General features: G+C 43.1%; 26 protein-coding genes and 1 tRNA gene. 24 read left to right on the top strand and 3 right to left on the bottom strand.

Going from position 1 to position 25,238, the window contains the following annotated elements; all coding sequences use genetic code 11:
- The first annotated feature begins 1 nt into the window (after position 1).
- The 24 genes from BI198_RS12745 to BI198_RS12630 all read left to right on the top strand — a co-directional run bounded on the left by BI198_RS12745 (position 2) and on the right by BI198_RS12630 (position 22,337).
- Positions 2 to 304, top strand: a complete 303-nt coding sequence (locus BI198_RS12745; RefSeq protein ID WP_070049897.1) for a phage holin family protein — start codon at positions 2 to 4, stop codon at positions 302 to 304.
- Between the two features lie 156 nt (positions 305 to 460).
- Positions 461 to 979, top strand: coding sequence for a DUF1441 family protein (locus BI198_RS12740; RefSeq protein ID WP_070049896.1), 519 nt, complete (start codon positions 461 to 463; stop codon positions 977 to 979).
- Entirely contained in the window at positions 972 to 3,071 is a 2,100-nt protein-coding gene (locus BI198_RS12735; RefSeq protein WP_070049895.1) for a phage terminase large subunit family protein, read from the top strand. The genes BI198_RS12740 and BI198_RS12735 overlap by 8 nt, the downstream gene beginning before the upstream one ends.
- Positions 3,071 to 3,274 (top strand): phage head-tail joining protein, encoded by a 204-nt coding sequence (locus tag BI198_RS12730; protein ID WP_070049894.1) that lies wholly within the window; start codon positions 3,071 to 3,073, stop codon positions 3,272 to 3,274. The genes BI198_RS12735 and BI198_RS12730 overlap by 1 nt, the downstream gene beginning before the upstream one ends.
- The gene (locus tag BI198_RS12725) at positions 3,274 to 4,737 is read left to right on the top strand and encodes a phage portal protein (protein WP_070049893.1); all 1,464 of its coding nucleotides are present in this window, start codon (positions 3,274 to 3,276) and stop codon (positions 4,735 to 4,737) included. Before BI198_RS12730 ends, BI198_RS12725 begins: the two co-directional genes overlap by 1 nt.
- Positions 4,730 to 6,094: a S49 family peptidase gene (locus BI198_RS12720; RefSeq protein ID WP_070049892.1), complete on the top strand. Its 1,365-nt coding sequence runs from the start codon at positions 4,730 to 4,732 to the stop codon at positions 6,092 to 6,094. Before BI198_RS12725 ends, BI198_RS12720 begins: the two co-directional genes overlap by 8 nt.
- 53 nt (positions 6,095 to 6,147) lie before the next feature.
- Complete coding sequence (locus BI198_RS12715; RefSeq protein ID WP_070049891.1) at positions 6,148 to 6,507, top strand: head decoration protein; 360 nt, start codon at positions 6,148 to 6,150, stop codon at positions 6,505 to 6,507.
- Between the two features lie 91 nt (positions 6,508 to 6,598).
- Entirely contained in the window at positions 6,599 to 7,606 is a 1,008-nt protein-coding gene (locus BI198_RS12710; protein WP_070049890.1) for a major capsid protein, read from the top strand.
- Between the two features lie 65 nt (positions 7,607 to 7,671).
- Entirely contained in the window at positions 7,672 to 7,941 is a 270-nt protein-coding gene (locus BI198_RS12705) for a hypothetical protein (protein ID WP_141728882.1), read from the top strand.
- Positions 7,941 to 8,480 carry a hypothetical protein gene (locus BI198_RS12700; RefSeq protein WP_070049888.1) on the top strand — a complete coding sequence of 180 codons (540 nt, stop codon included), beginning with the start codon at positions 7,941 to 7,943 and terminating at the stop codon, positions 8,478 to 8,480. Before BI198_RS12705 ends, BI198_RS12700 begins: the two co-directional genes overlap by 1 nt.
- Positions 8,477 to 8,926, top strand: a complete 450-nt coding sequence (locus BI198_RS12695) for a hypothetical protein (RefSeq protein ID WP_070049887.1) — start codon at positions 8,477 to 8,479, stop codon at positions 8,924 to 8,926. The genes BI198_RS12700 and BI198_RS12695 overlap by 4 nt, the downstream gene beginning before the upstream one ends.
- A gap of 4 nt (positions 8,927 to 8,930) precedes the next feature.
- On the top strand, positions 8,931 to 9,665 hold the full coding sequence (locus tag BI198_RS12690; RefSeq protein ID WP_070049886.1) for a phage tail tube protein: 735 nt from the start codon (positions 8,931 to 8,933) through the stop codon (positions 9,663 to 9,665).
- Positions 9,666 to 9,767: 102 nt separating this feature from the next.
- Positions 9,768 to 10,271, top strand: coding sequence for a DUF4124 domain-containing protein (locus BI198_RS12685; protein ID WP_070049885.1), 504 nt, complete (start codon positions 9,768 to 9,770; stop codon positions 10,269 to 10,271).
- 199 nt (positions 10,272 to 10,470) lie between these two features.
- Complete coding sequence (locus tag BI198_RS12680; RefSeq protein ID WP_070049884.1) at positions 10,471 to 10,710, top strand: hypothetical protein; 240 nt, start codon at positions 10,471 to 10,473, stop codon at positions 10,708 to 10,710.
- Positions 10,711 to 10,791: 81 nt separating this feature from the next.
- Complete coding sequence (locus tag BI198_RS12675) at positions 10,792 to 14,334, top strand: tape measure protein (protein WP_070049883.1); 3,543 nt, start codon at positions 10,792 to 10,794, stop codon at positions 14,332 to 14,334.
- Positions 14,331 to 14,702 carry a hypothetical protein gene (locus BI198_RS12670; RefSeq protein ID WP_070049882.1) on the top strand — a complete coding sequence of 124 codons (372 nt, stop codon included), beginning with the start codon at positions 14,331 to 14,333 and terminating at the stop codon, positions 14,700 to 14,702. The genes BI198_RS12675 and BI198_RS12670 overlap by 4 nt, the downstream gene beginning before the upstream one ends.
- Before the next feature lie 41 nt (positions 14,703 to 14,743).
- On the top strand, positions 14,744 to 17,158 hold the full coding sequence (locus BI198_RS12665) for a hypothetical protein (protein ID WP_070049881.1): 2,415 nt from the start codon (positions 14,744 to 14,746) through the stop codon (positions 17,156 to 17,158).
- 25 nt (positions 17,159 to 17,183) lie between these two features.
- The gene (locus BI198_RS12660) at positions 17,184 to 18,173 is read left to right on the top strand and encodes a hypothetical protein (RefSeq protein ID WP_070049880.1); all 990 of its coding nucleotides are present in this window, start codon (positions 17,184 to 17,186) and stop codon (positions 18,171 to 18,173) included.
- Positions 18,173 to 18,478, top strand: a complete 306-nt coding sequence (locus BI198_RS12655) for a hypothetical protein (RefSeq protein ID WP_070049879.1) — start codon at positions 18,173 to 18,175, stop codon at positions 18,476 to 18,478. Before BI198_RS12660 ends, BI198_RS12655 begins: the two co-directional genes overlap by 1 nt.
- Before the next feature lie 10 nt (positions 18,479 to 18,488).
- Positions 18,489 to 20,288, top strand: coding sequence for a hypothetical protein (locus BI198_RS12650; RefSeq protein ID WP_070049878.1), 1,800 nt, complete (start codon positions 18,489 to 18,491; stop codon positions 20,286 to 20,288).
- A 5-nt stretch (positions 20,289 to 20,293) separates the two neighbouring features.
- On the top strand, positions 20,294 to 20,521 hold the full coding sequence (locus tag BI198_RS12645; RefSeq protein ID WP_070049877.1) for a hypothetical protein: 228 nt from the start codon (positions 20,294 to 20,296) through the stop codon (positions 20,519 to 20,521).
- A gap of 74 nt (positions 20,522 to 20,595) precedes the next feature.
- A complete protein-coding gene (locus BI198_RS12640; RefSeq protein ID WP_070049876.1) occupies positions 20,596 to 20,961 on the top strand; it encodes a hypothetical protein in 366 nt (121 codons plus the stop codon).
- A gap of 365 nt (positions 20,962 to 21,326) precedes the next feature.
- Positions 21,327 to 21,908 (top strand): Panacea domain-containing protein, encoded by a 582-nt coding sequence (locus BI198_RS12635; RefSeq protein WP_070049875.1) that lies wholly within the window; start codon positions 21,327 to 21,329, stop codon positions 21,906 to 21,908.
- Positions 21,909 to 22,337, top strand: coding sequence for a hypothetical protein (locus BI198_RS12630; protein WP_070049874.1), 429 nt, complete (start codon positions 21,909 to 21,911; stop codon positions 22,335 to 22,337). It abuts the gene before it with no gap.
- A gap of 78 nt (positions 22,338 to 22,415) precedes the next feature.
- Here BI198_RS12630 and BI198_RS12625 read toward each other — a convergent pair whose 3' ends face one another.
- The 3 genes from BI198_RS12625 to BI198_RS12615 all read right to left on the bottom strand — a co-directional run bounded on the left by BI198_RS12625 (position 22,416) and on the right by BI198_RS12615 (position 25,184).
- On the bottom strand, positions 22,416 to 23,654 hold the full coding sequence (locus BI198_RS12625; RefSeq protein ID WP_070049873.1) for an integrase domain-containing protein: 1,239 nt from the start codon (positions 23,652 to 23,654) through the stop codon (positions 22,416 to 22,418).
- 186 nt (positions 23,655 to 23,840) lie between these two features.
- Positions 23,841 to 23,917, bottom strand: a tRNA-Arg gene (locus tag BI198_RS12620).
- Positions 23,918 to 24,044: 127 nt separating this feature from the next.
- Positions 24,045 to 25,184: a flagellar assembly protein T N-terminal domain-containing protein gene (locus tag BI198_RS12615; RefSeq protein WP_070049872.1), complete on the bottom strand. Its 1,140-nt coding sequence runs from the start codon at positions 25,182 to 25,184 to the stop codon at positions 24,045 to 24,047.
- Positions 25,185 to 25,238 lie beyond the last annotated feature (54 nt).

The raw sequence follows: 25,238 nt of genomic DNA, 5'->3' as shown, positions 1-25,238 counted from the left end.
TATGAATAACTTAGTGATGAAACCAACAATGGAAAAGCAGACAACCATAGCCGCTTACTTTAGCGCAATCAGTACTGCCTTTGGCGGGCTGCTATCACTGCCAAACTTAGCGTTAATGTTAGGTGTCATAGTCACAGTTGGCTTAGGCTTTATACAGTGGCAGGTGTGGTCTAACCGTAAGCGGCACGATGCAGAGCAGCATGAGTGGGCAAGGCTGCAGCACGAGTTGCGGCTGAAGCAATTACTGGCATCAGAAAATTTGCGTCAGGAATTTGACGCAGGGGACCCTGCCGATCCTCGTTAATACCACGGGGGCGCAGAAGCGCGGTGAAACAATTTTTTTCGGCGTTTTATGGTGATCCACCACAGGTTATTACTTTTCCAGTGTTTACAAGGGCTGGGCACTTGTACGAGCTGTACATTCTCAGAGAACTTTATATAAATAGATGATCGCTATGGCATGGGTACATTGCACAACATCGATGATGCCTATGCGTGGTCCATTAGTCGTATCGCTGAAGCGTTCCGCATTGACCGACGCACAGTATCAGCGAGATTAAAAACCGCTAGAGTTGAACCAGCTGGCATAAGAAAAGGCCACCCGACTTATCACTTGGGAGATATTGGCCCAGCCTTATTTGGTGACGTTGTTACCGGTGAAGAAAACGAATTTGCTAATCCTGCATTAATGTTGCCGCAGGATCTTAAAGCCTGGTACCAAGCCCAGCGGGAAAAGCTAAAGCTTGATACTGAGCTTAAAGATTTAATACCTAGCGATGATGTTGCCCGGGCAATGGCTGAATTAGTTAAAGCAGTCGTTAACCCGCTAGATAGTTTAGTTGATGAACTGGAATCAAAAGTGGGTTTGTCGGGTTCAGCACTTGAACGAGTACAAATTATTATTGATCAGGTACGTGAAAATATGTATCTGAACGCCATTCGCGGCGGCATGGAACCGGAAGACGAAGACGATGATTAATTATGGTGATGTTTGCCAAATTAAACGCGATATCGCCAGCTTACTAAAACCACCCGTGCGAATGTCAGTTACCGAAGCAGTACAAGAATATGCTCGAGTAAAACTAGCCAGTGGCAACTGGGGCAAATGGGACATTGAAACCACGCCTTACATGCGCGAACCGTTAGACATGCTTACTAGCCGTAGGCATAGAGGCTTAATATTCGTTGGTCCTGCGCGAACAGGCAAAAGCCAAGCATTAGTAGATGGCTTTGTTGCTTACGATGTGAAATGCGACCCTAGCGACATGCTAGTAGTGCAAATAACAAAAGAGAAAGCGGCAGAGTTTAGCAAGAAACGTATCGGGCCTATGCTTGATAACTCGCCCGACTTGCAACCGTTACTTAGCCCACGCGGCCACGATAACAACTTGCATGATAAAGTTTTACGCGCAGGCAACTACTTAAAGCTAGCGTGGCCGGCTAAATCAATATTCGCTAGCTCGGAATGGCGCCGCGTAATTATCACTGATTACGACCGCAGCCAAACTTTGCTCGATGTAGAGGGCGAAGGTTCAGGGTTCGATTTAGCCTTAAAACGTACTCAGTCATTCCGCAGTCGTGGCATGGCTGTAGCAGAAAGCAGCCCAGGCTATGAAGTATTAGATCCTGATTGGGTACCTAGTACTGAAAAGCCGCATGAATTCCCGCCAACGTTAGGCGTTGGTGCGCTATATAACCTTGGTGATCGGCGATTACTGTATTGGCCATGCCCCAGCTGTGGTGAGTTCTTCCCAGCACAATGGAAATACTTACGCTGGAATGAAAGCGAAACTGATATACGCAAAGCCAGCCGCACAGTTACTTGCTTTTGCCCGCACTGCGGTGATGCTGAAATAAAGCAAACTGCAAAGCAGCAAATGCTAATGGCATCGCGTTGGGTGCCAGAAGGTTGCAACATTAGTGCCGCTGGTGAAATAACCGGCACGTTAATAGATACCGACTTTTTAAGCTATTGGATGGAAGGGCCAGCCGCATCGTTTCAAAGCTGGGAGCAGTTAGTTTATAACTACCTATCCGGCGTAAAAGACTTTGAAGCAACAGGCAGCCAAGAAAAGTTAAAAGCAACAATTAACACAGATCAGGGCAGGCCGTACAGCTATCAAAAATCAGATAGAAAACGTAGTTCAGACCGACTAGCCGAAAGAGCAGAAGTTACAACTAAGCGGCATGTACCAGAAGGCGCATTGTTCCTAGTTGCTTGTGTTGACGTACAAGCAGGTAAAGATAGGCGCTTTGTTGTGCAAGTTCATGGCAATAGCGAGCATGAACGCTGGGTAATCGACCGTTACAACATAAAACTATCAGCACGAATTAAAGATGATAACGCAACCGAACCAACAGAGCGTTATCACCAGATTGATCCTGCTGGTTACCCAGAAGACTGGCACCAACTTAGCAAATTAATACTAGATCGTGGTTACCCGCTAGATGATGAAAGCGGCCGTGAAATGCACGTACACCTAATAGTATGTGACCACGGCGGTGAAGATGGCGTATCTGATAACGCCTACGGTTATTACCGCAAGCTACGCACTGAAAATCGCCACCATAAGCTAATGCTGGTTAAAGGCGGCAGTTCAGCGCAAACCGAAATGGTAAAAATAACGCGGCCAGATAACACCAAACGTGCAGATCGTAAAGCCGCAGCAAAAGGTGATGTGCCACTGCATATACTGGCAACCAACCGATTAAAAGATAACGTAAGCAGCAAGTTAGAACGCGAAACTGAAGGCTCTGGTTATGTGCACTTTCCAGACTGGCTTGGCGCATGGTTTTACGAAGAACTAACAGCAGAAAGCCGCGACGAACAAGGTCGTTGGGATAAAGCCAACAAGAAACGCGCCAACGAAGCTTGGGATTTACTCTGCTACAACGAAGCAGCGCAATATCAGTTACAAACCCACAAGCCCAAGTTTTGGTTATCACCAGCCCGCTGGGCACAACCGTGGAACGAAAACATAAACGTATATCACCCCGACAAGCAACACCAAGCGCCGGCAGCTAAACAGGCCGCGCCAAGGCAGCGCCGAGTAAGGTATAGGACAACATAATGTATAGCGAAACTCAGCTACAAGAATTAAAGAAAGCCTATGCCAGCGGCATGACTCGAGTTCGTCTATCAAGCGGTGATGAAATCAGTTATCGCTCATTAGTTGAAATGGAGCGGGTGATCTCAACGATGGAAAAAGCACTAGCGCCTAATAAAAAACGCCGTCGCTTTGGCTACGCAATGCAGGTTAATAAGGGGCTGTAATGTCATTTCGTAAATCACCTATATTAGGCCCCAATGGGCAAAATATCGTAGTGTTTAATAGCCCATATCAAGGCGCAAGCAATGGCCGGCGTTTAAGTGGTGTTTATGCACCCAGTACCGGCGCCAATAGTGCATTAAATGGCGCATTGCCCCAGTTGCGTAATCGCAGCCGGGCTGGCCATCGCAATATGCCGCTTATTCGTAGCGCTATTGAAAAGAAAGTAACCAACGAAATTGGCATTGGCATAACACCCCGCGCTAAAACTAAAAGCAAAGAGATCAACAAAATTATTAACGATTGCTGGGAGCACTCATGCGAACAGTTTGATCCAGAAGGTTTGTTAGATGTGTACGGCATGCAAGCCCAAATTGCCCGAGCAAGACGCTTAAGCGGTGAATGTTTTATACGAGTTCGTTATCGCGGAGTAGGCTCCGGCTTAATTGTGCCAATACAGTTTCAAGTATTAGAAGCTGACTTTGTGCCGCTTGATTACAACGATAATCTTGCTAACGGAAACCGGATTATTGCAGGCATTGAATTTAACCGCCGTGGCCAACGTGTGGCATACCACATGTACCGTGAACACCCCGGCGAAATGTATAACTATACGGCTTCATTATCTAACTTGGTTCGAGTTCCAGCTAATGAAGTTGCGCACCATTTTAACCCATTACACCCGGGGCAAATACGTGGCGAGCCCGACAGCGCAGCAGGCTTAGTTAAAGCAATTACATTCGACAGCTACGACGATGCCGAGCTAACACGTAAACAAACACGCGCACCCTACACAGGCGCAATATACCGTGAAAATTACGACATAACCGATGATGACGGCTGGCTATTCGACCCAGTAACCGGTGATCCTTTATCAGAAGGTGGCGCTTTTGGTAATGCGCAAGTAGAAGCTGGCACTATGCTAGAACTGCAACCGGGCGAAAAGATAGATCTATTCAAAGGGGATGACACTGGCCAAGGTTATGGCGACTTTATGCGCTGGCAATCAATGATGCAAGCATCAGCGCAAGACTTACCTTATGAGCTATTAACTGGCGATTGGGAAAAAGTAAACGATAGATTAGTACGCGCCATTCTTAACGAATTCCGCCGCAAAGTACAAATGGACCAGTGGCACTTGATGATCCCACAGGTTTTAAAGTGGATGCGCAAGCACTGGTTAAAACGAGCAGTATTATCAGGCGCTATTAATTTACCCAATTACAGCACGCAAAGCGCTGAATACCATAGTGACATTTGGTGCCCACATGGCTGGCCATACATTAACCCTAATATTGATGTTGAAGCGAAAATTACTGCTATTGATGCCGATTTATTAGCACATGAAGACGTAGTTGCAGAGCAAGGCGAAGACCTAACCGACATTCAAGAACGTAACGCAGCAGCCAGAAAGGCACGCGGCCAACGCAACACAACTAGCACAAAACGGGATAAAGACGATGAGTAACTATCAAATGATAGCCGCAGCAGCACTTAATAAGCCGCTAGCTATGGATATGGGCTATGCCCGAGTGTTCTTTAGTGCGCTAGGTTTGCGTTTAGGTGCTGAATCGTTAGTAGATGCCCAAGGCCAAGAGTTAACCCGTGATGGCATGACAGTAGTTGCTGAAAGCTATGTACACCCAGTAACCGGCCAATGCCGGCATTACGACATAACAGATGGAATAGCCGTTTTATCTATTCATGGCGCACTTGCTCATAAAACGGGTAACGTTCGGCCAAAGTCTGGCTTGCAAGGTTATGACGGCATTCAAACCATGCTAAACCAAGCATTAATTGATCCTGATGTAAAAGGTATTTACCTAGATATGCACACACCAGGCGGTACAGTGTTTGGTGCTTTTGATACTGCCGATGTTATTCGCCGAGCTAATGCCGTTAAACCAGTTTGGGCAATTGCCAACGACATGAACTGCAGCGCTGGCCAGTTGCTAGCATCAGCCGCAAGCCGCAGATTAGTAACGCAAACAGGCACCGTTGGCAGTATTGGCGTTGTTGTGGCCCATGCCGATTATGAAAAGTATCTAGAAAATGAAGGCGTAAAAATAACGCTGCTGCATTCAGGATCGCACAAAGTTGAAGGCAACCCATACCAAGCATTGCCAAAAGACGTAGCTGCACGCTGGCAAGCAGAAATAGACAGCACTCGCTTACAGTTTGCTAGCAAAGTTGCTGAATATACCAACCTATCATTACAAGCAATATTAGACACAGAAGCCGCAACCTATAACGGCCAAGCCGCTGTCGATGTTGGCCTAGCCGAACAGCTTGTAAATAGCGCCGATGGCGTTGCAATGATGGCAGATCACTGCCGCAATTTAACCAGAACCATGTCAATAGGAAACAATACTATGTCAGTAGCTAAAACCGCAGCAGCAGCTGCAACAAAACCCGCTGCGCTGGCAGCGACTGAACAAACTACCGAGCAGACAGCCGCTGTAGTAACAGCAACAGAAGCAGTAGCAAGCGCGGAACTCGTTGTAACATTATGTGCAGAAGCTGGCATGTCAGATCAAATTGCGCCGTTAGTCACAGCTAAACTAACAGAAGCTGGTGTTAAAACCCGCTTAGCCACATTAGGTGGTATGCGTGATGCGTTAGCCGCAGCTGATTTATCTGCAATATTCCCTGAAGTATCGGCAAACATTGACGATCCAGCCACCATGTTAAAAGTAGTGCTAACCGCAGCAACAGCGCATGGTGATGACAAAGAAGTCACAAGTTCAAAGCAGGTGCAAACCCAAGCATCTAGTGTAAAACAGCCCGATCACAAATCAGCCTATAACGACCCAAGCCGCTTATAACAGCGGCTTTTTTAATTCACTAACCAAGCCCACTGGGCCAAGAGGACATAACCATGTCATTAAAAGTACAAGTGCCCAATGCTGGGCATTACATCAAAATGGAAGCCGGTAGCATAAGCCGCGACAAAGTAACCTTCTCTGGTGGCGTATTTATGCCAGGTGAAGTTTATGCAGTGGTTGCAAGTAAAGCCGTTAAGTTAGATTTTGCAGCTAGCTCAGGCGCTGAACTAGCGAAAGGCATTGCTTATGCTTATGTTGACGCGAGCGCTGCTGATGCTGAAGGCGTAGCAACCACACGTTTAACAGAAGTAAACCTAAACGGTTTAACCTTACCAGATGGCTACACTGCACCTAATTTAGCCAGTGCCGTTGCGGAATTAGCTAAGTCACACATTGTAGTACGTGGCGTTTAAATTTTATAAGCGTCAATAACACCTAACACAAACCCAATTAAATACCCGCTTCGGCGGGTTTTTTGTTTAAAAATCCGCAGAGGAAGTATAAATGAACATAGATCAATTTTTAGCTGATCCGCACTTTCAGTTATCCACGCTAACCGCGTCAATTAACGAAGCGCAATCAGCCCCAACGCTATTAGCAAGCCTTGGCTTGTTTCAAGAGCAAGGCATTACAACAACCACTTTCCAAGTTGAATATGATGGCGAAGTGCTGTCGCTGGTAGATGCAGCTGAACGTGGCGAATCAGTGCAAGGCGCTAAAAAAGCAAACCGCAAATTAGCGACCTTTTCAACTGTGCATTTACCTGCACCGTTTAGCATTAAAGCTGACGAAATTACTAACGTTCGCGCATTCGGTACCCAGTCAGAAGTACAAGCCGTTAGCCAAGTGGTTAACCAAAAGCTAGAGCAGCAGCGTAACCGCTTAGTTGCTACGCGTGAATTAATGCGAGCAGGTGCGATTACCGGCAAGGTTATGGCAGCAGACGGTACAGTTTTACATAATATCTACGATGCATTTGGCATTTCAGAGCCTACCGCAACAACTTATGACCCAGCCGCTAAAAAAACCAAGCCTTTATTAAGTGCCGCTAAAAGCGCAGCTAAAAAGAAACTTGGCCAAGCAGTGGTAACGCGCTGGTTGCTCGTTTGTGGCCCAGCATTTTTTGACAGCTTTTCAGAAGCAGCAGACGTTACTGCTTACTTGCAAAACCGCAACGGCAACAGTAACGACAACATTGAAGACATGACCGACGGTCTAAGCTTCCATGGTGTAACAGCCTTTAGCTATGACGCATCAGTCATTAATGAAAAAGGCGCTGAAGTTAAATTTATCGGTGATAAAGATGCCTACTTAGTGCCAGTGGTACCGGGCTTATTTATTGGCCGTAACGCACCAGCCGATTACACCGACACTGTTGGCACAGTTGGCTTGCCGTTTTATGCTCACGTAGAAGCCATGGGCATGAAAAAAGGTGTTCGTGGTGAGGCGCAATCTAACCCGTTTTACCTGAATACGCGGCCATTAGCTGTTACTAAGTTCTCAATCGCTTAATGTCAGCTTTTAGCCAAGCAGCAGCGCTCGTAAAGGGCGCTGTTTTATCAACTTTTGGTGAAAGTATGCAAATACTCGATACCAATAAAACTACTGTGCTTGCAACTGTGGAAGCGCATATTGCCAGCCGAGTAACCGAGCCAGATGAATACATCGCAGTAACGGTAGAAATGACCATGGTAAAGCTTGATAGAGTAATGGCTAGCTATATAAAGCAAGGCCGTTATTTAAAACATGGCGATAAAATACAAAAGTTTACCAGCCCAGCAGATCCAGCGCGGTTTGTGGGTGCACGTTCGGGTACCGAGCATTTTATTTACTGGTATGTAATCTAATGGCCAACAATATCGATGATGCAAAGCGCTTTTTTGCCAATATGGGCGAACAAGGCCAAGCAGCTTTAGCCGAGGTGTTAAATAAATTCGGCACCAAGCTTAGAAAAGAAGCCATCACCGAGATTAGCCAGCAGCTTAACTTAGAACCTAACTATATAAGCCGGCACATTAGCGTTAGGCAACGAGCCAATGTACGTAATTTGCAAGTTACAATATCAGCAGAAAGCAGGCCAGTACTGCTAGAGCGCTACAGCAGCCAGCAACACCAACGCCCCGGTAAAACGGTAGCTATGCGCAACGACGGCGTAAGTGTGCATGTAAAGCGAAGCGGATCCCGTAAAAAGCTTAACCAAGGATTCTTTATTCGTTTGCGTGGCTCTAACACGGTTGGTTTAGCTATGCGCTTAGGCAAAGGAAAAGATAACTACAAAGTGCTACACGGCCCTAGTGTTAGCCAAGCATACCAGTCGGTGCGAAATGAAATTGAACCCAGTTCTGCTGAAATACTCGCTACATTTTTTGAGCAATTTAACCCATGAATAAAGCACAGCAAATTCAGAACGTAATTACTCAGCGTTTGCAAGCAGCGTTTCCAACCGCAAATGTAAAACACGGCTGGATAGACACGTTCTGGCAAAACAACGATGTATGGCCGCTAATTACCGTTGCCCCAACTGCAAGTGATCCAAATTACTCTAATGCCGGTGAATCAATAAAAGACAGCATTAGTTGGGCAATATACGTGCTTGAACAAGTAGAACAGCCAGATACAGAAATTAGCCAGCTGCTTAGTATCTACTTAAAACAAATACGTAAAGTATTAATAGCCCCGGTTAAAGACGACAGACACAACAATTATGGTGGCTTGCTTACCGTGCCACCAGCAGAACAAACCGCCGCCAGATTTATACAACCCGAAAACGGCCTACCATTTGCCGGATTAAGTTTTATTTTAACCACAACATACAGTGAAAAACTGGAGTAAAACCATGTCAGAGAAAAAACAGGTGTCGTTCATCGGCTCCGGAATCATTTATTACAAAGGCCGTGATATAGGCAACTGCAGTTCAGCCGAGATCACTTATGATGTAGACAAAAAAACACTGCCAAACTATCGCGGTGGCGGTGGTAATACCGAAGTGCTAGAACGCATTACTTCGGTTAACTTATCAATAGGTATCACCAGTTTAAATGCTAGCAACTTAGCATTATTAAACGCGGGTACGGTATCAGATATCGCTACTACCACAGTAACCGATGAAGCATTAACCGTAAGCGCATTAGATCGCCTATTACGTGTTGAACACATGATCGATACTAGTGGAATTGTAACGCTTAACACTGCAGCTGATGTGTTAATTCCAGCGTTACATACGGTAAATGGTACACCAAACTACACTGTTTCAAGCGCGGGTATCACCATACCAGAAGGTAGTGAAGTGTTATTAGATGACGAAATCAAAGTAAGTTACTCAGTGCCAGCGGGTTACTTACTGCAAGCATTAGTCGCGTTTGGGGAAGAAGGTGATGTTGTTATTGAAGGCCTTAACGACGTGAATGGCAAAAAGCACGTTATCGACTGCTGGCGCTGGAAACCAAGCCCAACGGGCTTAAGTGCTATTGGTACCGAGTTTGCCGATGTGTCAGTAGCAGGTGAACTGCTATCAGACGAAGCCAAGCCAACGGGCATCAGTAAGTTTTTCCGTATTACTGCCCAATCGTAAATGCTTTAATTTAACCGTAAAACAGCAAGGCCCATTAGTTTGGGCTTTGCCTTAACTTAAACTATTTTGTATATTGAGATAACTTAAGTTAGGGACAACATAATGAAATACAGACTTTTACTGCTTACACTGATATTTATTGCTAGTTCTAATGTTCATGCTAATGTTTATAAGTGTGAAGTTGATGGCGTGGTTACGTTCAGCCAATCTCCATGCGCTGACGATGCAGAGATAACAGACTACAGCAGAGAGAATGCTGACCCAGTTTTGAATAATAGCCAGCCAGTAGCCGGGATTAATTCATCCGCAATAGGCGAAACACCAGAGCAAACCTTTGAACGTATAGCCCTAGCGAACAATAAACGTGATTTAATGTCCAGAATCAACTGGAAAAAGCGCGAAGTTAAAAAAGTAATTAACGAGCGAAATGCAAAGATAGCATCGGTAAGAAACCAAAAAGGCAAGGTGCAACTAAACGTTGCTGGTGTCTTATATGAAGACTCACTATCTAACGACATTATGGCCATAACATCACAATACGATGTAACGATTAATGAGTTAAATCGCGAAATTGATCAAATGATGGCAGAGCACCAAAAGCTGTAAAGTTACCGAAAACTAAATTAAACCCACAGATCGCCTCTGCGGTTATTTTCTCAAAAGAATGCTAAGCAGCGAATTTAGGCATCCTTAGCAACCCCCAATGCTTTAGTTACAACATATTATTCTGACATCAGGAACAGCACATTTCTTAAGCTGATAACTGATTACAGTATCAATATTAATAAACTAATGCGGGAAATTTATGGAAACATTTAATGAATTTGAGAAAGACGGAACTAAAGATCATATCATTGATTATATTGATAATTTCAATATAAATATTGGTCAAGCAAGAGCAGTTTTGTCAGCTTTAATTTTAGATGATGCATTTACAAATTTATCATCTTGTAACGTTGCTAATTTGCTATCAGCAATCGGGGATCGGTTAGATGATGTTGCAAATGTTCAATGCCAATTTTTCACGGAAATATTAAGTACTTAAATAATTATAATTTATCTTAAAAGATAAATTAATAACACACCCGCTACGGCGGGTTTTTTATTGCCTAAAAAAGGTGCAGCAATGTCTGTTAAGCAAAAATTTATTGATTTAGTGCTTCGGGGAAAAGACTTATTAAGCCCCGTTACCACTAAAGCCACTGAAGAATTTAAAAAATTACAGGGCGAAACAAAACAGACATCAGATCAGCTTAAACAGCTTGAAAGTACGCAGGCTAAACTTGCTACCACAAGAGGTTTAGAGCTTTATGCAGCAGCAGCAGCTGTAGAGTTAAGCAAGGCTAAAGATGAAGTTGCCCGTTTGTCGCGTGAAATTGATGCCAGCGGTAAACCTACTAAAGAGCAAGCCGAAGCCTTAAAGCTAGCGGGTAGAAGTGCAGGGCAGTTACAAACAGAATATAACAAGCTAAGTGGCCAGTTATCTAAAAGCAAAGTTGATTTGCAACAAAATGGCGTAAACACTAAAAACTTAGCGAGTGAACAAGACCGATTACAAAAAGAGGTTTTACAGTCTAGCGGTGCATTACAAGATAAACGCAATAAATTACGTGAGCTAGGTACTGATCTTAATAAAACTTCTGGCTCAACCGGTAAATTTGGCGAATCGTTATCGGGCATTACTAAGCGCTTAATAGCATTTGGCGCGGCATATATTGGTATAAACCAATTAAAAAGTGCAATAACCAGCATATTCACCACGGGTGATAAGTTCGAACGTTTAGATATCCAATTAACTGGTGTAATGGGTTCAATTGAAGCTGGCGATCAAGCCACTGAATGGATAAAAGACTTTGCTAAAAATACACCTTTACAGCTAGACCAAGTAACCGAAACCTTTGTAAGGCTTAAAAACTTTGGGTTAGATCCAATGGGCGGCGTTATGCAATCCATTATCGACCAGTCTGAAAAGCTAGGTGGTGGTTACGAACGTGTTCAAGGTATCTCACTGGCATTAGGTCAGGCCTGGGCTAAACAAAAGCTGCAAGGCGAAGAGATATTGCAGCTAATTGAACGTGGTGTTCCTGTATGGCAACTGCTTGAAAATGTAACCGGTAAAAATACCGCAGAGCTACAAAAACTAAGCAGTGCTGGTGCGCTTGGCCGTGACGTAATGAAACAGCTTATTGATGAAATAGGCCGTTCAGCAGAAGGTCAAGCAGCTAAAGGCATGGGTACACTGTCTGGATTAATTTCTAACGCTAAAGATGAATTAGATCAATTCTACGCATTAGTAGCCAACTCAGGTGCTTTAGACTGGCTTAAAACTCAGTTGGCTGAAGTTAATGCTGCAATATCCCGCATGACACAAAGTGGTGAACTAAAAGTAATTGCCAAAAACATCAGTGACGGTGTTGTTGCTACTGGCCAAGCTATTAAATCTTTAGTTACAACTGTTTATGAATGGCGTAACTCTATTCTAGCCGTAGGTGCAGTATGGGCAACGCTTAAAGTTGGTAGCTTCTTTATCAACATGCTTAAAGGCAGCCGAGACTTAATTGGTTCATTACTAACATTAATAGGTACTAAGAAAGCCGCAGCAGCAGCCAATGCGCTTTATTCATTGTCATTTAATGGCTTAATTGCACAAATAGCTAAAGCCAGAGCCGCCACCGCCGCATGGATGGCCAGCTTAACGGGAGCGGGTGCTTTACTATCCAAAGCAGGTATATTTGGCGGCATCGCTTACGGTGTTTATGAAATAGGCAGGTTAGCAGTAGCATGGTGGGATTTAAGGGCTGCTCAAAAAGCCTTAGCAGAAAGCCAACAAGAGGCATCAGCGGCCAATGCTAATTTAGAAGCTGAATTGGATAAAATTAATACGCAGCTAGGCACCAACTATCAAAGCACTAAGGACTTATTTGATGCCCAAGATGCAGGGTTAATTACGTTAAACAAATCAACGGGCGCTTGGGAATCGGTTGATAAAGTTGTTAAGCAACATAGTAAAACGTTAGCAGATTACCAACAAGTATGGGCCGAAACGACAGATAAGCTTGAAGATGCTTATAAGCAATTAGGTATTTCATCGACTAAAAGTCTACAAACAGCATCAGAGCAAGCAAGATTAGCTTATGAAACAATTGCTGCTGGCAATGAACCTATTGAACAGCAGCAAGCAGCGTTTTTAAAATATGCAGAAGCGGCAGCTAAGTCAGCAAAAGCATCAGGTGAAAGCGTACCCGAATATGTTAAACAACAAGCTGCAACTCTAGGTTTAACTAAAGAGATTGGCAAGCTAACTGATCAAAAGATAACAGAAACACAAGTTACAGATCTGCAAGCAAAAGCCTACGGTAATATGGGCAATGATATTCAGCAAACTAAAAATGCTATTGCAGAATATAGAAAAACAATAGAAAGCAGCACGGCATCAACAGAAGATAAAACACTTGCATCAGAGCAGCTAACTAAAGCTGAAGAACAACTAAAACAACAAACTAACGCATTAAATGAAGTTAAGCAGTTAGAGCTATCAACACTTGCCCAACTAAAACTTAAATATGATGAATACACGCGGCAGATGGAAGATCTAGACGAGTTATACCGTCAAAATGGAATTAGTGCGGCAGAGTATCTTCAGCAAAAAGATAGATATGTTCAAATACTGAATGTTATTAAACCAATGCTAGGTGGCATGAAAGATGCCGAAAAAGATTTAGAGCAACAAACCGACTTTTCTAATAAAAGCTTAGCCGAGCAGCAAAGAATACTAGAGGATTTAGCAGGTACAACCGGTAAGGCTGTTCAATATACTAGTTTACTTGCTAAGGCCCAACAGGCTATTAGTCAGGAATTTAATCTTGCCGATAAATCCGCAGATCAACTAGGAGCAAGAATAAGAGAGCTAACAAGCCATATTGCTTCTAATAATCGCGTTTCTAATATTTGGTGGACAGATTTAGCCAGGGCAAGCAATCAAGCTTTCACCCGTGAAAAGCAAATTATTAATGAAACATTATTAATAAGAAAATATACAGAACAACTAGCTCAAAGTAGTGTTTCTATTAACGACGTTGCACGAGTTTCAAAAGCCTTAAACTATGAATTCACCCAACTAGGCGATAGCCAACTAGCCCCGTTACGTAATGCTATTACCGATGCCGAAAACCGCATTTTATCATTACGCGACGGCTTGCAAGGCACGTTCAGAAGCTTGCAAGATGAACTAGACCGTTTGCAGGATAACCAATCTGCAATTGAAAAGCGTAACTATGACAACCAACTAGCCGATTTAAATGCCAAATTAAAACAAGCTCAAGATTCTAATGATCAGGCGGCAATAAGTGCAGCTAAACAGTCATTAGCATTAGCTAAAGAAATTTACGCTATTAAAACTGCAAACATGGTTCAAGAGCAAGCGCAGAACAAAGCCAATGCAACAGCCAATAACCCAAACAGCCCAGCTAACCAAGCAGCAAAACCACGCTTTGCAACCGAAGTTGCAGAGCTGCCAAGAAACGCCATTGTAAGCAACAGCACCTCAAACCAAACAGTGAGATTAGAACTAGCCATGCCATCAGGTTCAACCTATCAAGCACAAATAGGCAGTAGCGACGCAAGCCGCATGTTGGCTGAAATAGAGCGCGCAGCGAGTACATCATTATGATGATAGACACAATAAACCTAGATGATGACTTTCAAATAATCTCGCCACTCTGGACTGGCTTTGCGCTTAACAAAGAATACGCCGGCAGTGGGGCTTTATTAGTAGAGCTGGCGCAAATGCAAGCCGGCATGCCCATTGTATTAAACAGCGGTGAGCACTGGGTTAAAAAATCAAAGCTCGATGCACTACTAGCGCATGCCAAGCTAGGTAAAGCCAGTTTCACCTTAACACTACCCGACAGCGCCGTTCATACCGTGATGTGGGATTACACCGATACACCAATAAGCGGTCAACCGCTATTACGTGAAACCTATCAAAGCAACGATAGCAACATGATTAACGTACAACTTAAATTTCTTACTGTTTAGTAAAATTTCTTACTGTTTAAACAAACGTATAAGGGCGCTACATGCTACGCACCGACCTAAAAATATTTAAATCCGAGCGCATGACCCAGCAATCAGATGCGGGTGGTCAGCGCACGGCGAACGAAGTACAAAACGGCCAATTAAATGAAGTGTTCGGTAATATCAGTGATATTGATCATGCTCAATCCGCGGTAGATATTGCCAAAATTTACCCTGCAGTAAGCACGGCCAATACCGATTTATTGCAAGATGGCCATATTTTAATAAACGAACCACCGCTTGATCCGCTTGTAGATGTAATGATTGTAGAAGCTAACGGCGTTAATGACGGTAGCACCCGCGCTGATATTGTCGAAGCCATTGAAAGCAGTGTTGTGGCCAGCCTGTTATTGCGTTCTGGTATGTCAGGCTTTGTAGCAGGGCAAGACCAAATTAGTGATGTTGATTTGCAGCAAAATAACGCTGGGCCGGGTGAGCAAAAAATTGTGCAGCTAGGAATTGGTCGCGTATATGCATTAGCAGTTGAATATACAGGCAATGAATCGGACGAGTGGCCACGCTTCCAACATTTTATAAAAATTACTGAAACTGGTTCTGGTTATTACCGTTTTGAACCACCGATCCCTAGAGCAACACCTGGGCGAGATAAAAATGTTAACGGCCAAATTCGCTGCACTGTTTTACGTGATACCACTGTCGGGGCAGGAGTTATTTACCATGGTGTTACGCAATTAACCGCATCTGCCACCGGCAGTGAATTGCAAGTATCTAAAACAGCAGGTCGTGTTACACCGCAATTACAGCAAGGGTTTGAGCGCTTAAACAACGTGCCGTTTGCTAAAACAGAAGAAGGGTTATTAAGAAAAAATATTACACTGCCAGCAATTGGCGCGGCCTATGAAGTAGAAATAACAGACTTTTTTGCAATTTCTAGCGTAGATTTTATTGTAAGTTATGTGAGTAATAACCGCGCATTTAATGATTATGTTAACGCTAACGCATTAACGGGAACCACATTAAGTTTTACCACAGCACGCATGCCAGATACAGGATCAACTATCACTATTAGCTATTTCAGCAGTGAGCGCTATCAAAATTATAACAATGCTTCAGCAATCCCTGGTGGTTATACATTGTTATTCAAAACCATTGAAGGGACTGTATTTGATGGTTCGAGATCGCAAAGATACAGTATTACAAAACGCTTACCGAATGAAATACTAGTTTTTGAAGTAACACCTTCTGGCCAAGAATACAGACAAGCCGCAACGCTTGATTTAATCACTGGTGAACCATCCTATGTAAATAATCACAGTGCATTACAATACACAGCAATTTTAGAAAACAACGCTGCATCAGGTGAATCTGCAACATCATGTTATTTTGCCATACCGTTTGATAACGTCATTGCCGACAGCTTTTATGTATCGGTAGCGCTGGTAGCGGGAGGCTTATTATCAGCCAGCGGCGACAGCAGCGGCAATATAACGGGGGTATCTGTAACCGGCGCTATTTCCGGCAACATAGTTAATTTGACCTTTGCAGAACCGGTTAAACTGAGCACGTTAAAATACAACATTAACGAACTAGTAGACCTAGTGCCGCCAACCAATCTTTACGGCATTAACCCCCTGCGCTTACCAAAAGGTGGTGCAGTGCAATTATTCCGTACTTATGGCGTTATTTGTTTGGCTCATAACCAATACGAACAATACCCAAGTTTAACTCCAGCACAAACACTTACTCGCAGGCCTAACAGCTTTATCGATATTGTTGACAGCACCGGCGCTAGTTTATGGCACCCGCTCAGCACGCATTACGAATACGACAAAGCCACCGGCGAAGTAACCATTGTAGATGTTACTGGCTTTACTGCACCGTACGAATTGATCGATACATTAAGCGAGCTGACATTAGTGACAGGCGTGACTGGTAGCACCTTAAAAATACGCGCACCACTGGTCGGTAGCTTCCCCGCTGGCAGCATTGTAAGTAGTGTTTATCAGCTAGGCGATTTACAAGCCCGCACAACCAATATGTTCGACCAGAACATTTGGGACGGCACATGGGCAGATGTCATCAAAGGCGATCCCGCAACGGCCAACTACAACGCCATAAACTACCCAATTGAAGTAGCTAACCAATCAGCAGTAAACGAACGCTGGGCCATTATCTTTACTAGTGATACGGCATTTCGCTGCGTAGGTAAAAACGTGGGCCAAGTTGCATCGGGCGATATCTTAAATGACTTCTCACCCATCAACCCAGCAACCAATCAGCCTTTTTTTATTATCAGATCATCTGGCTGGGGTGGTGGTTGGCAGCCTGGCAACGTGCTGCGCTTTAACACCGTTGCAGCGAGTAAACCAGCCGTTCTATTGCGCTCAGTAAGCGCAGGGCATAGTGCAATAGAGCAAGACAGCATTCGTTTACATTTCCGCGGCAACGCCGAATAACAAGAAATAGCATTAGGAGTAACACATGGCACAGCCAGTAACAGTTTATAGATGGGATGACCCAGGTGCGCCTCAGCTTACAAATCGCAAACCTTCAGAAATAATTAACGTATTAAAAAAATGCTTGGTTGAAGGATATGGAACCAAAACGCCATTAGGTTGGACGTTAGAGTTTGAAGATGCACCAAATTTTAAAGCTGCATTTAGAAACAGCACGGCAGCAGGTGGTAGCGGTGGATATGTGCAATGCAAATCATCTAATGGCACAGATAATTCAAATATTGCTGTTTCAATGACCCCGGCAAAATCAATGACTGATATTGATACACTTGTACAAAGAGGATTTATTAAGCCTTTTAGTTTAACTTCCGGCTGGGTGTGTTGGGTATTGATTGGAACAGGAACAGGCTTTTATTTGATTTCTGGTTTAGCCACAAGCTTAATTAGTCAGTGGGCTACAAATTTAGAATTTACTGCATTTGTTGGTGATATAGATAGCTTAATTCCCGCTGACCCCGCTCGATTTGTTGTAGCGTCTGCTATCACTCAATCCGGTGATCTTTCAAACACTAGCTATGCCTCTTGGAACGTAGCTTGGAACCCAGGGAACACGGGTGTCAGTACTGAAGTTATGCGATGTTATGATGCCGACAATGCAAACAGTTATAGATCTTATACGATTCAATTCCCATATCATGCTCAATTATCTAGTGTACGACCAGCTGCCACAGATTTAACGTTAAAGAGGGATATTTATCATCGAGCAATGATTGTTTTAAGTGGGGTAAGTTTTGGTACTTCTAACACGTTAGACCGCCTGGGAAAATGGATTTTTCAATCTGATGTATCACCATATTTACGAGGATTCCTTCCAGGATATTTAGTAGAGTTTGCTCCTAGATATACTTCAGAAAACTGGCCTGTAATCGAAAATATAGATGGTAGGCAGCACTGGCTTTTACGGCAAGGCGGAAACTCAATAGCAGGCCATTGGATAAATATGGAGCAGTGGTGATGTTTAGTACAATATTTATTCCACTAATAAAATCATCTTTAAATCGTGGATTGATTGAATTAGATATTGATCCTGAAGCTGACCGTTATTCGATACTAGATAGAAATACTATGTCATTAGTTTACACTAATTTCAAACCGGTAGCTGGCAACGTTAAAATTATAGTGCCGCTAGAATACACTACCAATCACAACCTAATGGCTTTAATTTTAGACGATTCAGGAACCCCAATGCACTACGTTACCGGCAATGACAAAATACAAGCGCAACTTGTAGATGCCAGAACGGTAACGCTTAATCCATGATAAGCCTAATATGTCGATAATTGAGTTACGCTTTACTCGAACCGGCCCCGGTGTAGTTAGTCCAGTAACACTTAGGTTTGGCGGTGATGAACCCATCCCGCCAGTGCCTATTGTTGAGCCTAATCTGATTATGGCCGTATCTGCTCGATACACTCAACGAACTAGCCGCATGGTGCAATTAATTAAAGCCAGTTGGCAAAGTGGTGATATTGCTAATGCGGTAAACGTGCGTTGGTCGTCTAACCCAGTAACGATTAAGTTGTTGCATTCAGTATGGCAAGCCACACCCTTACTAACGCAACAATCTGGTACCGAGTGGAGTAGCAATTGGCCGTTGATAACTCAGCAAACCATGTTTAATTGGGGTGGTTATCAACAGCTGATAAATCAGATTAAAATCAACTGGGCAGATTGGCCAATAGTTAGCGTTCAGTCAAAAGCAACTTGGTTACCAGTTACAACCCTACAACAGCTGCAAACTAAACAACACTGGCAACAAACCGACATTGCAGAGCAATTTATAAACCTGTTTTATAACCATGGCGGCGATATCCACCGGAGCTACACACTGCCATACGGGCCACGGCCACCTAGTTATATTTGTAGCAACGATGCTAGGCCAAGCAAAGGCACTATTACCTTACGCTTTCATACACCAAGCACACCAACTAGCGGTGTTGTTACGTTACGTTTTAGCAATGAACATAACCCTGTTATTTGTGAGCTAGACATCGGCGGCGGATTAATACCGCCACTGCCAGATTTACCAACCATTGACGATACAAAACCCATCACGCCACCGCGGCGCAGGAGCTACATCATGCAGCCAGAATTACGCTGCTATCGCGTGAGCGATAACACTGAGATCAATATTATTAGTGCTAATTGGAGCATCAGCCGCAGCCAATGGGGCGCAAGTATAAGCCTAGTGTGCGGCAGCAAAGGCGATAAAGACTTACTGTTTGCTGGTGGCCCACAAGAATTCAAATTATTAATAAACGGCTATACCTTTTATGGCTTAGCTGAAGAACCTAGCGTAAGTGCGCAATTTGGTAAAACAACTTGGACAGTAACAGGGCGTAGTAATGTGGCAGAGCTGGCTTCACCCAATGCTGCACCGCGTTCTTATAGTAACAGCATAGCAAAAGGCATAGCTGCACTGGTTACAGATGAACTAAGTGGTACAGGCTGGACGCTTGATTATGGCCCTGCACAATTTAACGTGCCGGCTGGCGTGTTTAGCTATCAAAATAAAACACCCATTGAAGCCATAGCGCAAATTGCCGCAGCTGTGGGTGCAATGGTGTATGCAGATGGAGCAACTAAAACAATATACATCCGCGCCAAATGGCCAGTAACACCTTGGGCTATCAGTAGCGCAATTCCTGACATTGCAGTGCATGATGATGTGATCCTGCAATACAGCACACAGCCAGTAGTAGCCCCGCTATACAACAAAGTAATGGTACGTGGTGAACAGCAAGGCGTGTTTGGTGGGGTTAAACGTACAGGCACAGCCGGTGATAAGCTGGCGCCCGATGTTATAGAGCCACTGATTACCGATAACTTAGCAGCACGCCAGCGCGGTACCGCAGAATTAGCAGAGTCGGGTAATAAAGACAATGTGAGCTTAACATTGCCCATTATGGATTTATTACCCCCTTGCATGCCAGGGCAAATACTTGGAGTTACTTGGCAAGCTGAAACATACAAAGCATTAATAGACAGCCTAAGCATAAGCGGCCAGCGTAGCCAAAATGGCCAGCTAACAGTACGGCAAACAGTGGGAGCGCTACGCAGCTATGAGTAAAAAATATGACTAACAGCTATCGTAAATTACGCAATTTAACCCAAGGCCCCACACGAACAGTAGCAACCGTGACCAGCCACAATTTAGATGGCACTAGCACTGTAGAGTTAATGAGTGGAGCGTTTATAACAGTACTAGGCCAAGAAGTAGCGGTAAGCAGTAAAGCGTACATCGAGGGCAACCGAGTAATAAGCCAAGCTGCAGATCTGCCTTATGTTGAAATAGAAATATAAGCTGTTATGGAAGTTATATGTAATTAGGCTATGTTAAGAAAGAACTATTTGTATGACTCGAAAAAGGATATTCGTTGAAGTTACTCATTAAACTACTAGTTGCATTAATCGTTTTGTTCTTAGGGCTTATAATTCAAATTCAATTTTCTGGAGCGCCTAATTTGCTTATAAAAGTGGTTCAATCTTACCAATCCGAAGGCTATGTTAAATCTACCTTGTTACAACCAAGTTCAGCTGTATTTAGAAATAAAGAAGGCATTTGCGGCGAGGTGATGATAAGTAATATAAACGATGAATATTTGCGTTACATAGCAACCGGTAAAGATGCTGTTTTAATAGATGATCATTCAGCTAGTTTCGAAGATTTATGGCAAATGACCTGCGCTCTTAATGATAACGAAAGGGAATCAGTTGTTCAGAAACTAAGTGTACCGGTATAAGGGTACAACCAAGTTAATTTTGCGAATTTTGCAATACTGTATATTGGGGCGGAATTGGGGCGCTTATATTTTAATCATGTACCAGATGCTAAAAAACCTGTTATTAAACAGGCTTTTAAATGGTCGGTACGGCAGGATTTGAACCTGCGACCCCTGACACCCCATGATAATAAGCGGTTAAGCTATATTTGTCATCTTTATCAATATGTTACCCTATATTTTAAGCCTGTCTTGCTGGGCAAAAAAAGCGCTTATCCGTCAAATCACAAACTATACAAATCAATTTTAATTTGTTATTGTTATATAATTAATTGCATATAATTTGTTCAACGATATAATGCCCAGCCAAAAACGAGGGATAAGTTATGGTTAGTAATATCGAAGTAGCAAAAGCGATTTTGTATTACAGCGGTACTAATGGAAAACCACTTAGTAAACTTGCACTCATGAAACTAGTATATTATTGCCAAGGCTATTATCTTGGTGCATTTAATAAACCCATGTTTCAAGAACCAATATGCGCTTGGAAATTGGGGCCGGTGTGTCCAAACCTTTATCAAGAATACCCTACAGGTGATGCTTATATTGCGCCCCCACCAAATGATACTTTTTTTAGTGAGTTATCTTTGTCTGTAATTGATGTTGTAAAATTTGTAGTTGATAAATTTACTGATATAACCCCATATCAGTTGGTTGCAAAGACACATACAGAATCACCTTGGTTAAACCATGTAAACCCTACTGATAATAAGTGGGATAATAAAGAAATAACTCATGACGAGTTACAAGCTTTCTTTCAGGATGAAATTAAAAATATGTATGACCAACAATTTGCTAAAATTTTAGACAGAGTTGATCAACAAGCAAAAACTATTGAGTTACCAGCGACAGTTAAAGGTAAAGATGCTTTTAAAGCTTGGATTTTCGAACAGGCGCAAGTTCTATAAATGGAATATGTATTGTGCTTTACAGCTGACTTCATAAAAGAAATAGCATCAGCAGATGAAGAAGTATTAGACAAGTACTACGATAATTTTGTTGTTTTTTTTGAGCAAGGGTGGGGGCCAGAAGGTTTACCTGGTAGGTACAAGCCTAGTTGGGAAATGCCATACATAAAGACTTCTTTTCAAATATCATTTATGGATATTGCAAAGCAAAATAATCTTTTTCATTATCATTTTGGATTCAAAGACTATCAAGATAGTAACGATGAAAAATATAGTGGTAAAGTATCCGAAGGTCTTATTCACACTCGTATTGAAAACATAGATAAAGTAGAAAGACATGTTGCTTTACAGCTTTGTCTAGAGCATGGTTCACCTTTTAAAGTTCCTTGGGATCGTAGTAATTCGCCAGTGGTTACTCCACGTACATAATAAAAAAATCCTGTTAGAGCAGATACTGACACATCTCATATTATTTCATTGCTCTTAAAAGTGTGTTGGTTAAGCAAATTAAACAACCTTCAAGCCAGCTTTGCCAGAAATAATCATTTTGCCAGTTGCGGCTTCTTCTATGTGATTACTCCACCATTCCATAAGTTTACGTCGACGCTCAATGTATGTAGCGCGGTTATATGCTGAGCGCACTTGGTTTTTATCTTGATGCGCTAACGCAGCTTCTATTACATCATGATCAAAGCCTTGTTCATTTAGCGTTGTACTTGCCAGCGCACGTAACCCGTGTGAAACCAGAATGCCGGCATAGCCCATACGCCTCAGTGCTCGGTTAGCTGTTTCGCTGCATGCTGATTTGCCTAAGTTTCGATCGGCTGGAAATAGAAACTCTGATTTGCTACTTATTGGCCGCATATAATCTAATAACGCTAAAGTCTGCTCAGTTAGCGGTACCTGGTGTTCTCTTTTTTGCTTCATACGCTCAGGTGGTATTGTCCAAAGCATATTTTCGATATCAATTTCACACCAGCGTGTTCGCGCCGCTTCTGACGGCCTAACCATTGTATGTAACTGCCATTCAATTAAACAGCGTGTCACTATCCTAATCTGAGCGTAATGTAATGTTCTCATTAACTCTGGTAATTGCTCTGGCTTTATCGTTGGCATGTGCGTTGATTGCGCAGCAATGAATGCCGCTTTTATTCCGGCCAGCGGGTTATGCTGTATAATTCCGGTATTAACACACCACGTCATTAGCTCGTTCATTCGCTGACAAGCACGAGTAACCGTTTCATGTTTGCCAGCCGCTTCCAGTGGTTTAAGTTCCCGAATAACAACGGGTGCTGTCAGTTCATTGACAGGCCAGTTACCAAGGGTAGGGAATAAGTGCATAGTAAATGTGGTTTTAATATTAGCAGCATGGCGTGGCGTAACTTTAGTAAACTTAATAGCAAACCATTGCTCTGCTACTTCAGCTAACGTTGAGCTTATTTCATTTCTGATCCTATCGTTTTTAGCATCAAGCCATTTTTGCGGATCAATTTCTTTAGCAATTAATTCGCGGTATTCAGCACGGGCTTTTCTTGCTTGAGCTAATGACGTTTCAGGATAGCTGCCAATTTTAATGTAATTAGATTTTTTTACGTGTGGGCGAACATAGCGAAACAACCAGCTTTTATTGCCAGCAGCTGAGATCCGTAGCTCTAAGCCTTCGCCATCGTACAGCGAGTAAAGCTTATCTTTTGTCTTAGCAGATCTAATCTCAGCATCGCTCAATGGTGTTGTTTTTCTTGCCACTTTATCCTCTCATAGTACTACAGATATAATGTTATTTTGGCTGTAGTATTAAGTGTAGTATTAAAAACGCTTGCTGTTACCGAACTATACTGAACTAACTCGGCCTATAAAATCAAGCTGAACCGCTATTAACCTGGATGCTAGTGGTCTTTGTCGAACTTTGCAATACTTATTAGAACGTGATGTTGGCGTCCCAGACAGGAGTCGAACCTGTGGCCTCGCCCTTAGGAGGGGCGCGCTCTATCCATCTGAGCTACTGGGACTAATTGCGGTTATTCTATATAAAAAACTAAATAATAAGTACCCTTAGTCGGATTAGAAATGGCCTTTATGGCCATTTTTTTATATGCAGGCTGTTTTTAGCTGGTTTATTACTTTTTATAGCCAAGCTTAGTCTTGGCTTTTATGCACACCTACAATATCGGCAGCTTGAATATGTTGGATTAAGGTGTGCTGTTCAGGTTCGGCCATCGCGTGTTGCTCGCTAACCTGGCGCACTACCAGTTGGATATCGCTGTGGGTTAACTGCTTTATTTGCGGTTGAGCGGGGTGGCGTTTTACTTGAATTAACTGCAGTTTATCGCCAACTTTTAAACCATGTTGTTTACCAATATTAAAGAACACTTGGTTATTACTGACTTGAGTAATGCTAGTTAATAACGGCTTACACTGCAGTTGTTGTTGCAAGTCTTGAGCGACTGCCGTTAATACTTGGTCTATTTTTTGACCATAAGGCAACTGCCAAAATGCTTGGCTGTGGCTAGCAGGGGTACTGTTATCTTTATAAGGCCAAGTAGATTCTGTTCGATATTCTTGTTGAAACACCACACTTTGTTCAAATAAATCGTATAGCACAACATCTAGGGCAAAAAATCGTTGTTTGCGTGCGCTTTGCCAAAAGTGATGGCTTTTATCCCCAAGCGATAAATCTTTAATGGTTGCGCTAACAATATATTGCGCACCTTGGCGAAATAATTGATCAGTATACGGATATTTAAGCTCGTCTAGCATTGTGCTATGGCTTAATACGGTAGTTGTGACGGCTGTTGTCAGATCTTGTAAATGATAATGTAATTGGCTAGTGGCATCTTTATCCAGTGAAAATAACTGGCCATAAATCGCGTCTTCTCTGGCAGCCAAACGGATTTGGCTCAGCAACAGCGGTTTTTGATACTGCCCCGTAGCGCAAGCGGTTGTTGCTTTAGGCTCAATATCAGCTCGAATAACCACGGTAAGTACATTGCCGCTTTGGGTTTCAGTCATTAATTGCAGTTGGCTAACCTGGTGTTGGCTATTCACATCCAGTGTCGAGCTTTGTAATACACCATTCAGCACTTGTTGTGTGCTATTAACATCAGCTCCGGCAAACAGTGCTGCGCGGCTTAAGGCATCATTAATGGCAAAATGTCTGGCTTGTGCCAAATCACCTTGTTTAATTTGCGCTTGTCCGGTGGCTTCATACCAAACAGCTTTGCTTGGGGCTGCAAACAAAAACAACACTAAGCTGGATATAATCGTATTACGTTTCATAGAATTCCTAGCTAATAACTTTCACTCAAGTTATAGATAAAGCACTAAACCCAC

The organism is Rheinheimera salexigens (assembly GCF_001752395.1).
GTDB classification, from domain to species: domain Bacteria; phylum Pseudomonadota; class Gammaproteobacteria; order Enterobacterales; family Alteromonadaceae; genus Alishewanella; species Alishewanella salexigens.
The sequence above is the reverse complement of the archived record's forward strand: the minus strand, read 5'-3'. Positions and strand labels throughout refer to the sequence as shown.

Coding starts and splice junctions, on each gene's coding strand:
- BI198_RS12745 (WP_070049897.1), top strand. CDS start 2: ATGAATAACTTAGTGATGAAACCAACAATGGAAAAGCAGACAACCATA.
- BI198_RS12740 (WP_070049896.1), top strand. CDS start 461: ATGGGTACATTGCACAACATCGATGATGCCTATGCGTGGTCCATTAGT.
- BI198_RS12735 (WP_070049895.1), top strand. CDS start 972: ATGATTAATTATGGTGATGTTTGCCAAATTAAACGCGATATCGCCAGC.
- BI198_RS12730 (WP_070049894.1), top strand. CDS start 3,071: ATGTATAGCGAAACTCAGCTACAAGAATTAAAGAAAGCCTATGCCAGC.
- BI198_RS12725 (WP_070049893.1), top strand. CDS start 3,274: ATGTCATTTCGTAAATCACCTATATTAGGCCCCAATGGGCAAAATATC.
- BI198_RS12720 (WP_070049892.1), top strand. CDS start 4,730: ATGAGTAACTATCAAATGATAGCCGCAGCAGCACTTAATAAGCCGCTA.
- BI198_RS12715 (WP_070049891.1), top strand. CDS start 6,148: ATGTCATTAAAAGTACAAGTGCCCAATGCTGGGCATTACATCAAAATG.
- BI198_RS12710 (WP_070049890.1), top strand. CDS start 6,599: ATGAACATAGATCAATTTTTAGCTGATCCGCACTTTCAGTTATCCACG.
- BI198_RS12705 (WP_141728882.1), top strand. CDS start 7,672: ATGCAAATACTCGATACCAATAAAACTACTGTGCTTGCAACTGTGGAA.
- BI198_RS12700 (WP_070049888.1), top strand. CDS start 7,941: ATGGCCAACAATATCGATGATGCAAAGCGCTTTTTTGCCAATATGGGC.
- BI198_RS12695 (WP_070049887.1), top strand. CDS start 8,477: ATGAATAAAGCACAGCAAATTCAGAACGTAATTACTCAGCGTTTGCAA.
- BI198_RS12690 (WP_070049886.1), top strand. CDS start 8,931: ATGTCAGAGAAAAAACAGGTGTCGTTCATCGGCTCCGGAATCATTTAT.
- BI198_RS12685 (WP_070049885.1), top strand. CDS start 9,768: ATGAAATACAGACTTTTACTGCTTACACTGATATTTATTGCTAGTTCT.
- BI198_RS12680 (WP_070049884.1), top strand. CDS start 10,471: ATGGAAACATTTAATGAATTTGAGAAAGACGGAACTAAAGATCATATC.
- BI198_RS12675 (WP_070049883.1), top strand. CDS start 10,792: ATGTCTGTTAAGCAAAAATTTATTGATTTAGTGCTTCGGGGAAAAGAC.
- BI198_RS12670 (WP_070049882.1), top strand. CDS start 14,331: ATGATGATAGACACAATAAACCTAGATGATGACTTTCAAATAATCTCG.
- BI198_RS12665 (WP_070049881.1), top strand. CDS start 14,744: ATGCTACGCACCGACCTAAAAATATTTAAATCCGAGCGCATGACCCAG.
- BI198_RS12660 (WP_070049880.1), top strand. CDS start 17,184: ATGGCACAGCCAGTAACAGTTTATAGATGGGATGACCCAGGTGCGCCT.
- BI198_RS12655 (WP_070049879.1), top strand. CDS start 18,173: ATGTTTAGTACAATATTTATTCCACTAATAAAATCATCTTTAAATCGT.
- BI198_RS12650 (WP_070049878.1), top strand. CDS start 18,489: ATGTCGATAATTGAGTTACGCTTTACTCGAACCGGCCCCGGTGTAGTT.
- BI198_RS12645 (WP_070049877.1), top strand. CDS start 20,294: ATGACTAACAGCTATCGTAAATTACGCAATTTAACCCAAGGCCCCACA.
- BI198_RS12635 (WP_070049875.1), top strand. CDS start 21,327: ATGGTTAGTAATATCGAAGTAGCAAAAGCGATTTTGTATTACAGCGGT.
- BI198_RS12630 (WP_070049874.1), top strand. CDS start 21,909: ATGGAATATGTATTGTGCTTTACAGCTGACTTCATAAAAGAAATAGCA.
- BI198_RS12615 (WP_070049872.1), bottom strand. CDS start 25,184: ATGAAACGTAATACGATTATATCCAGCTTAGTGTTGTTTTTGTTTGCA.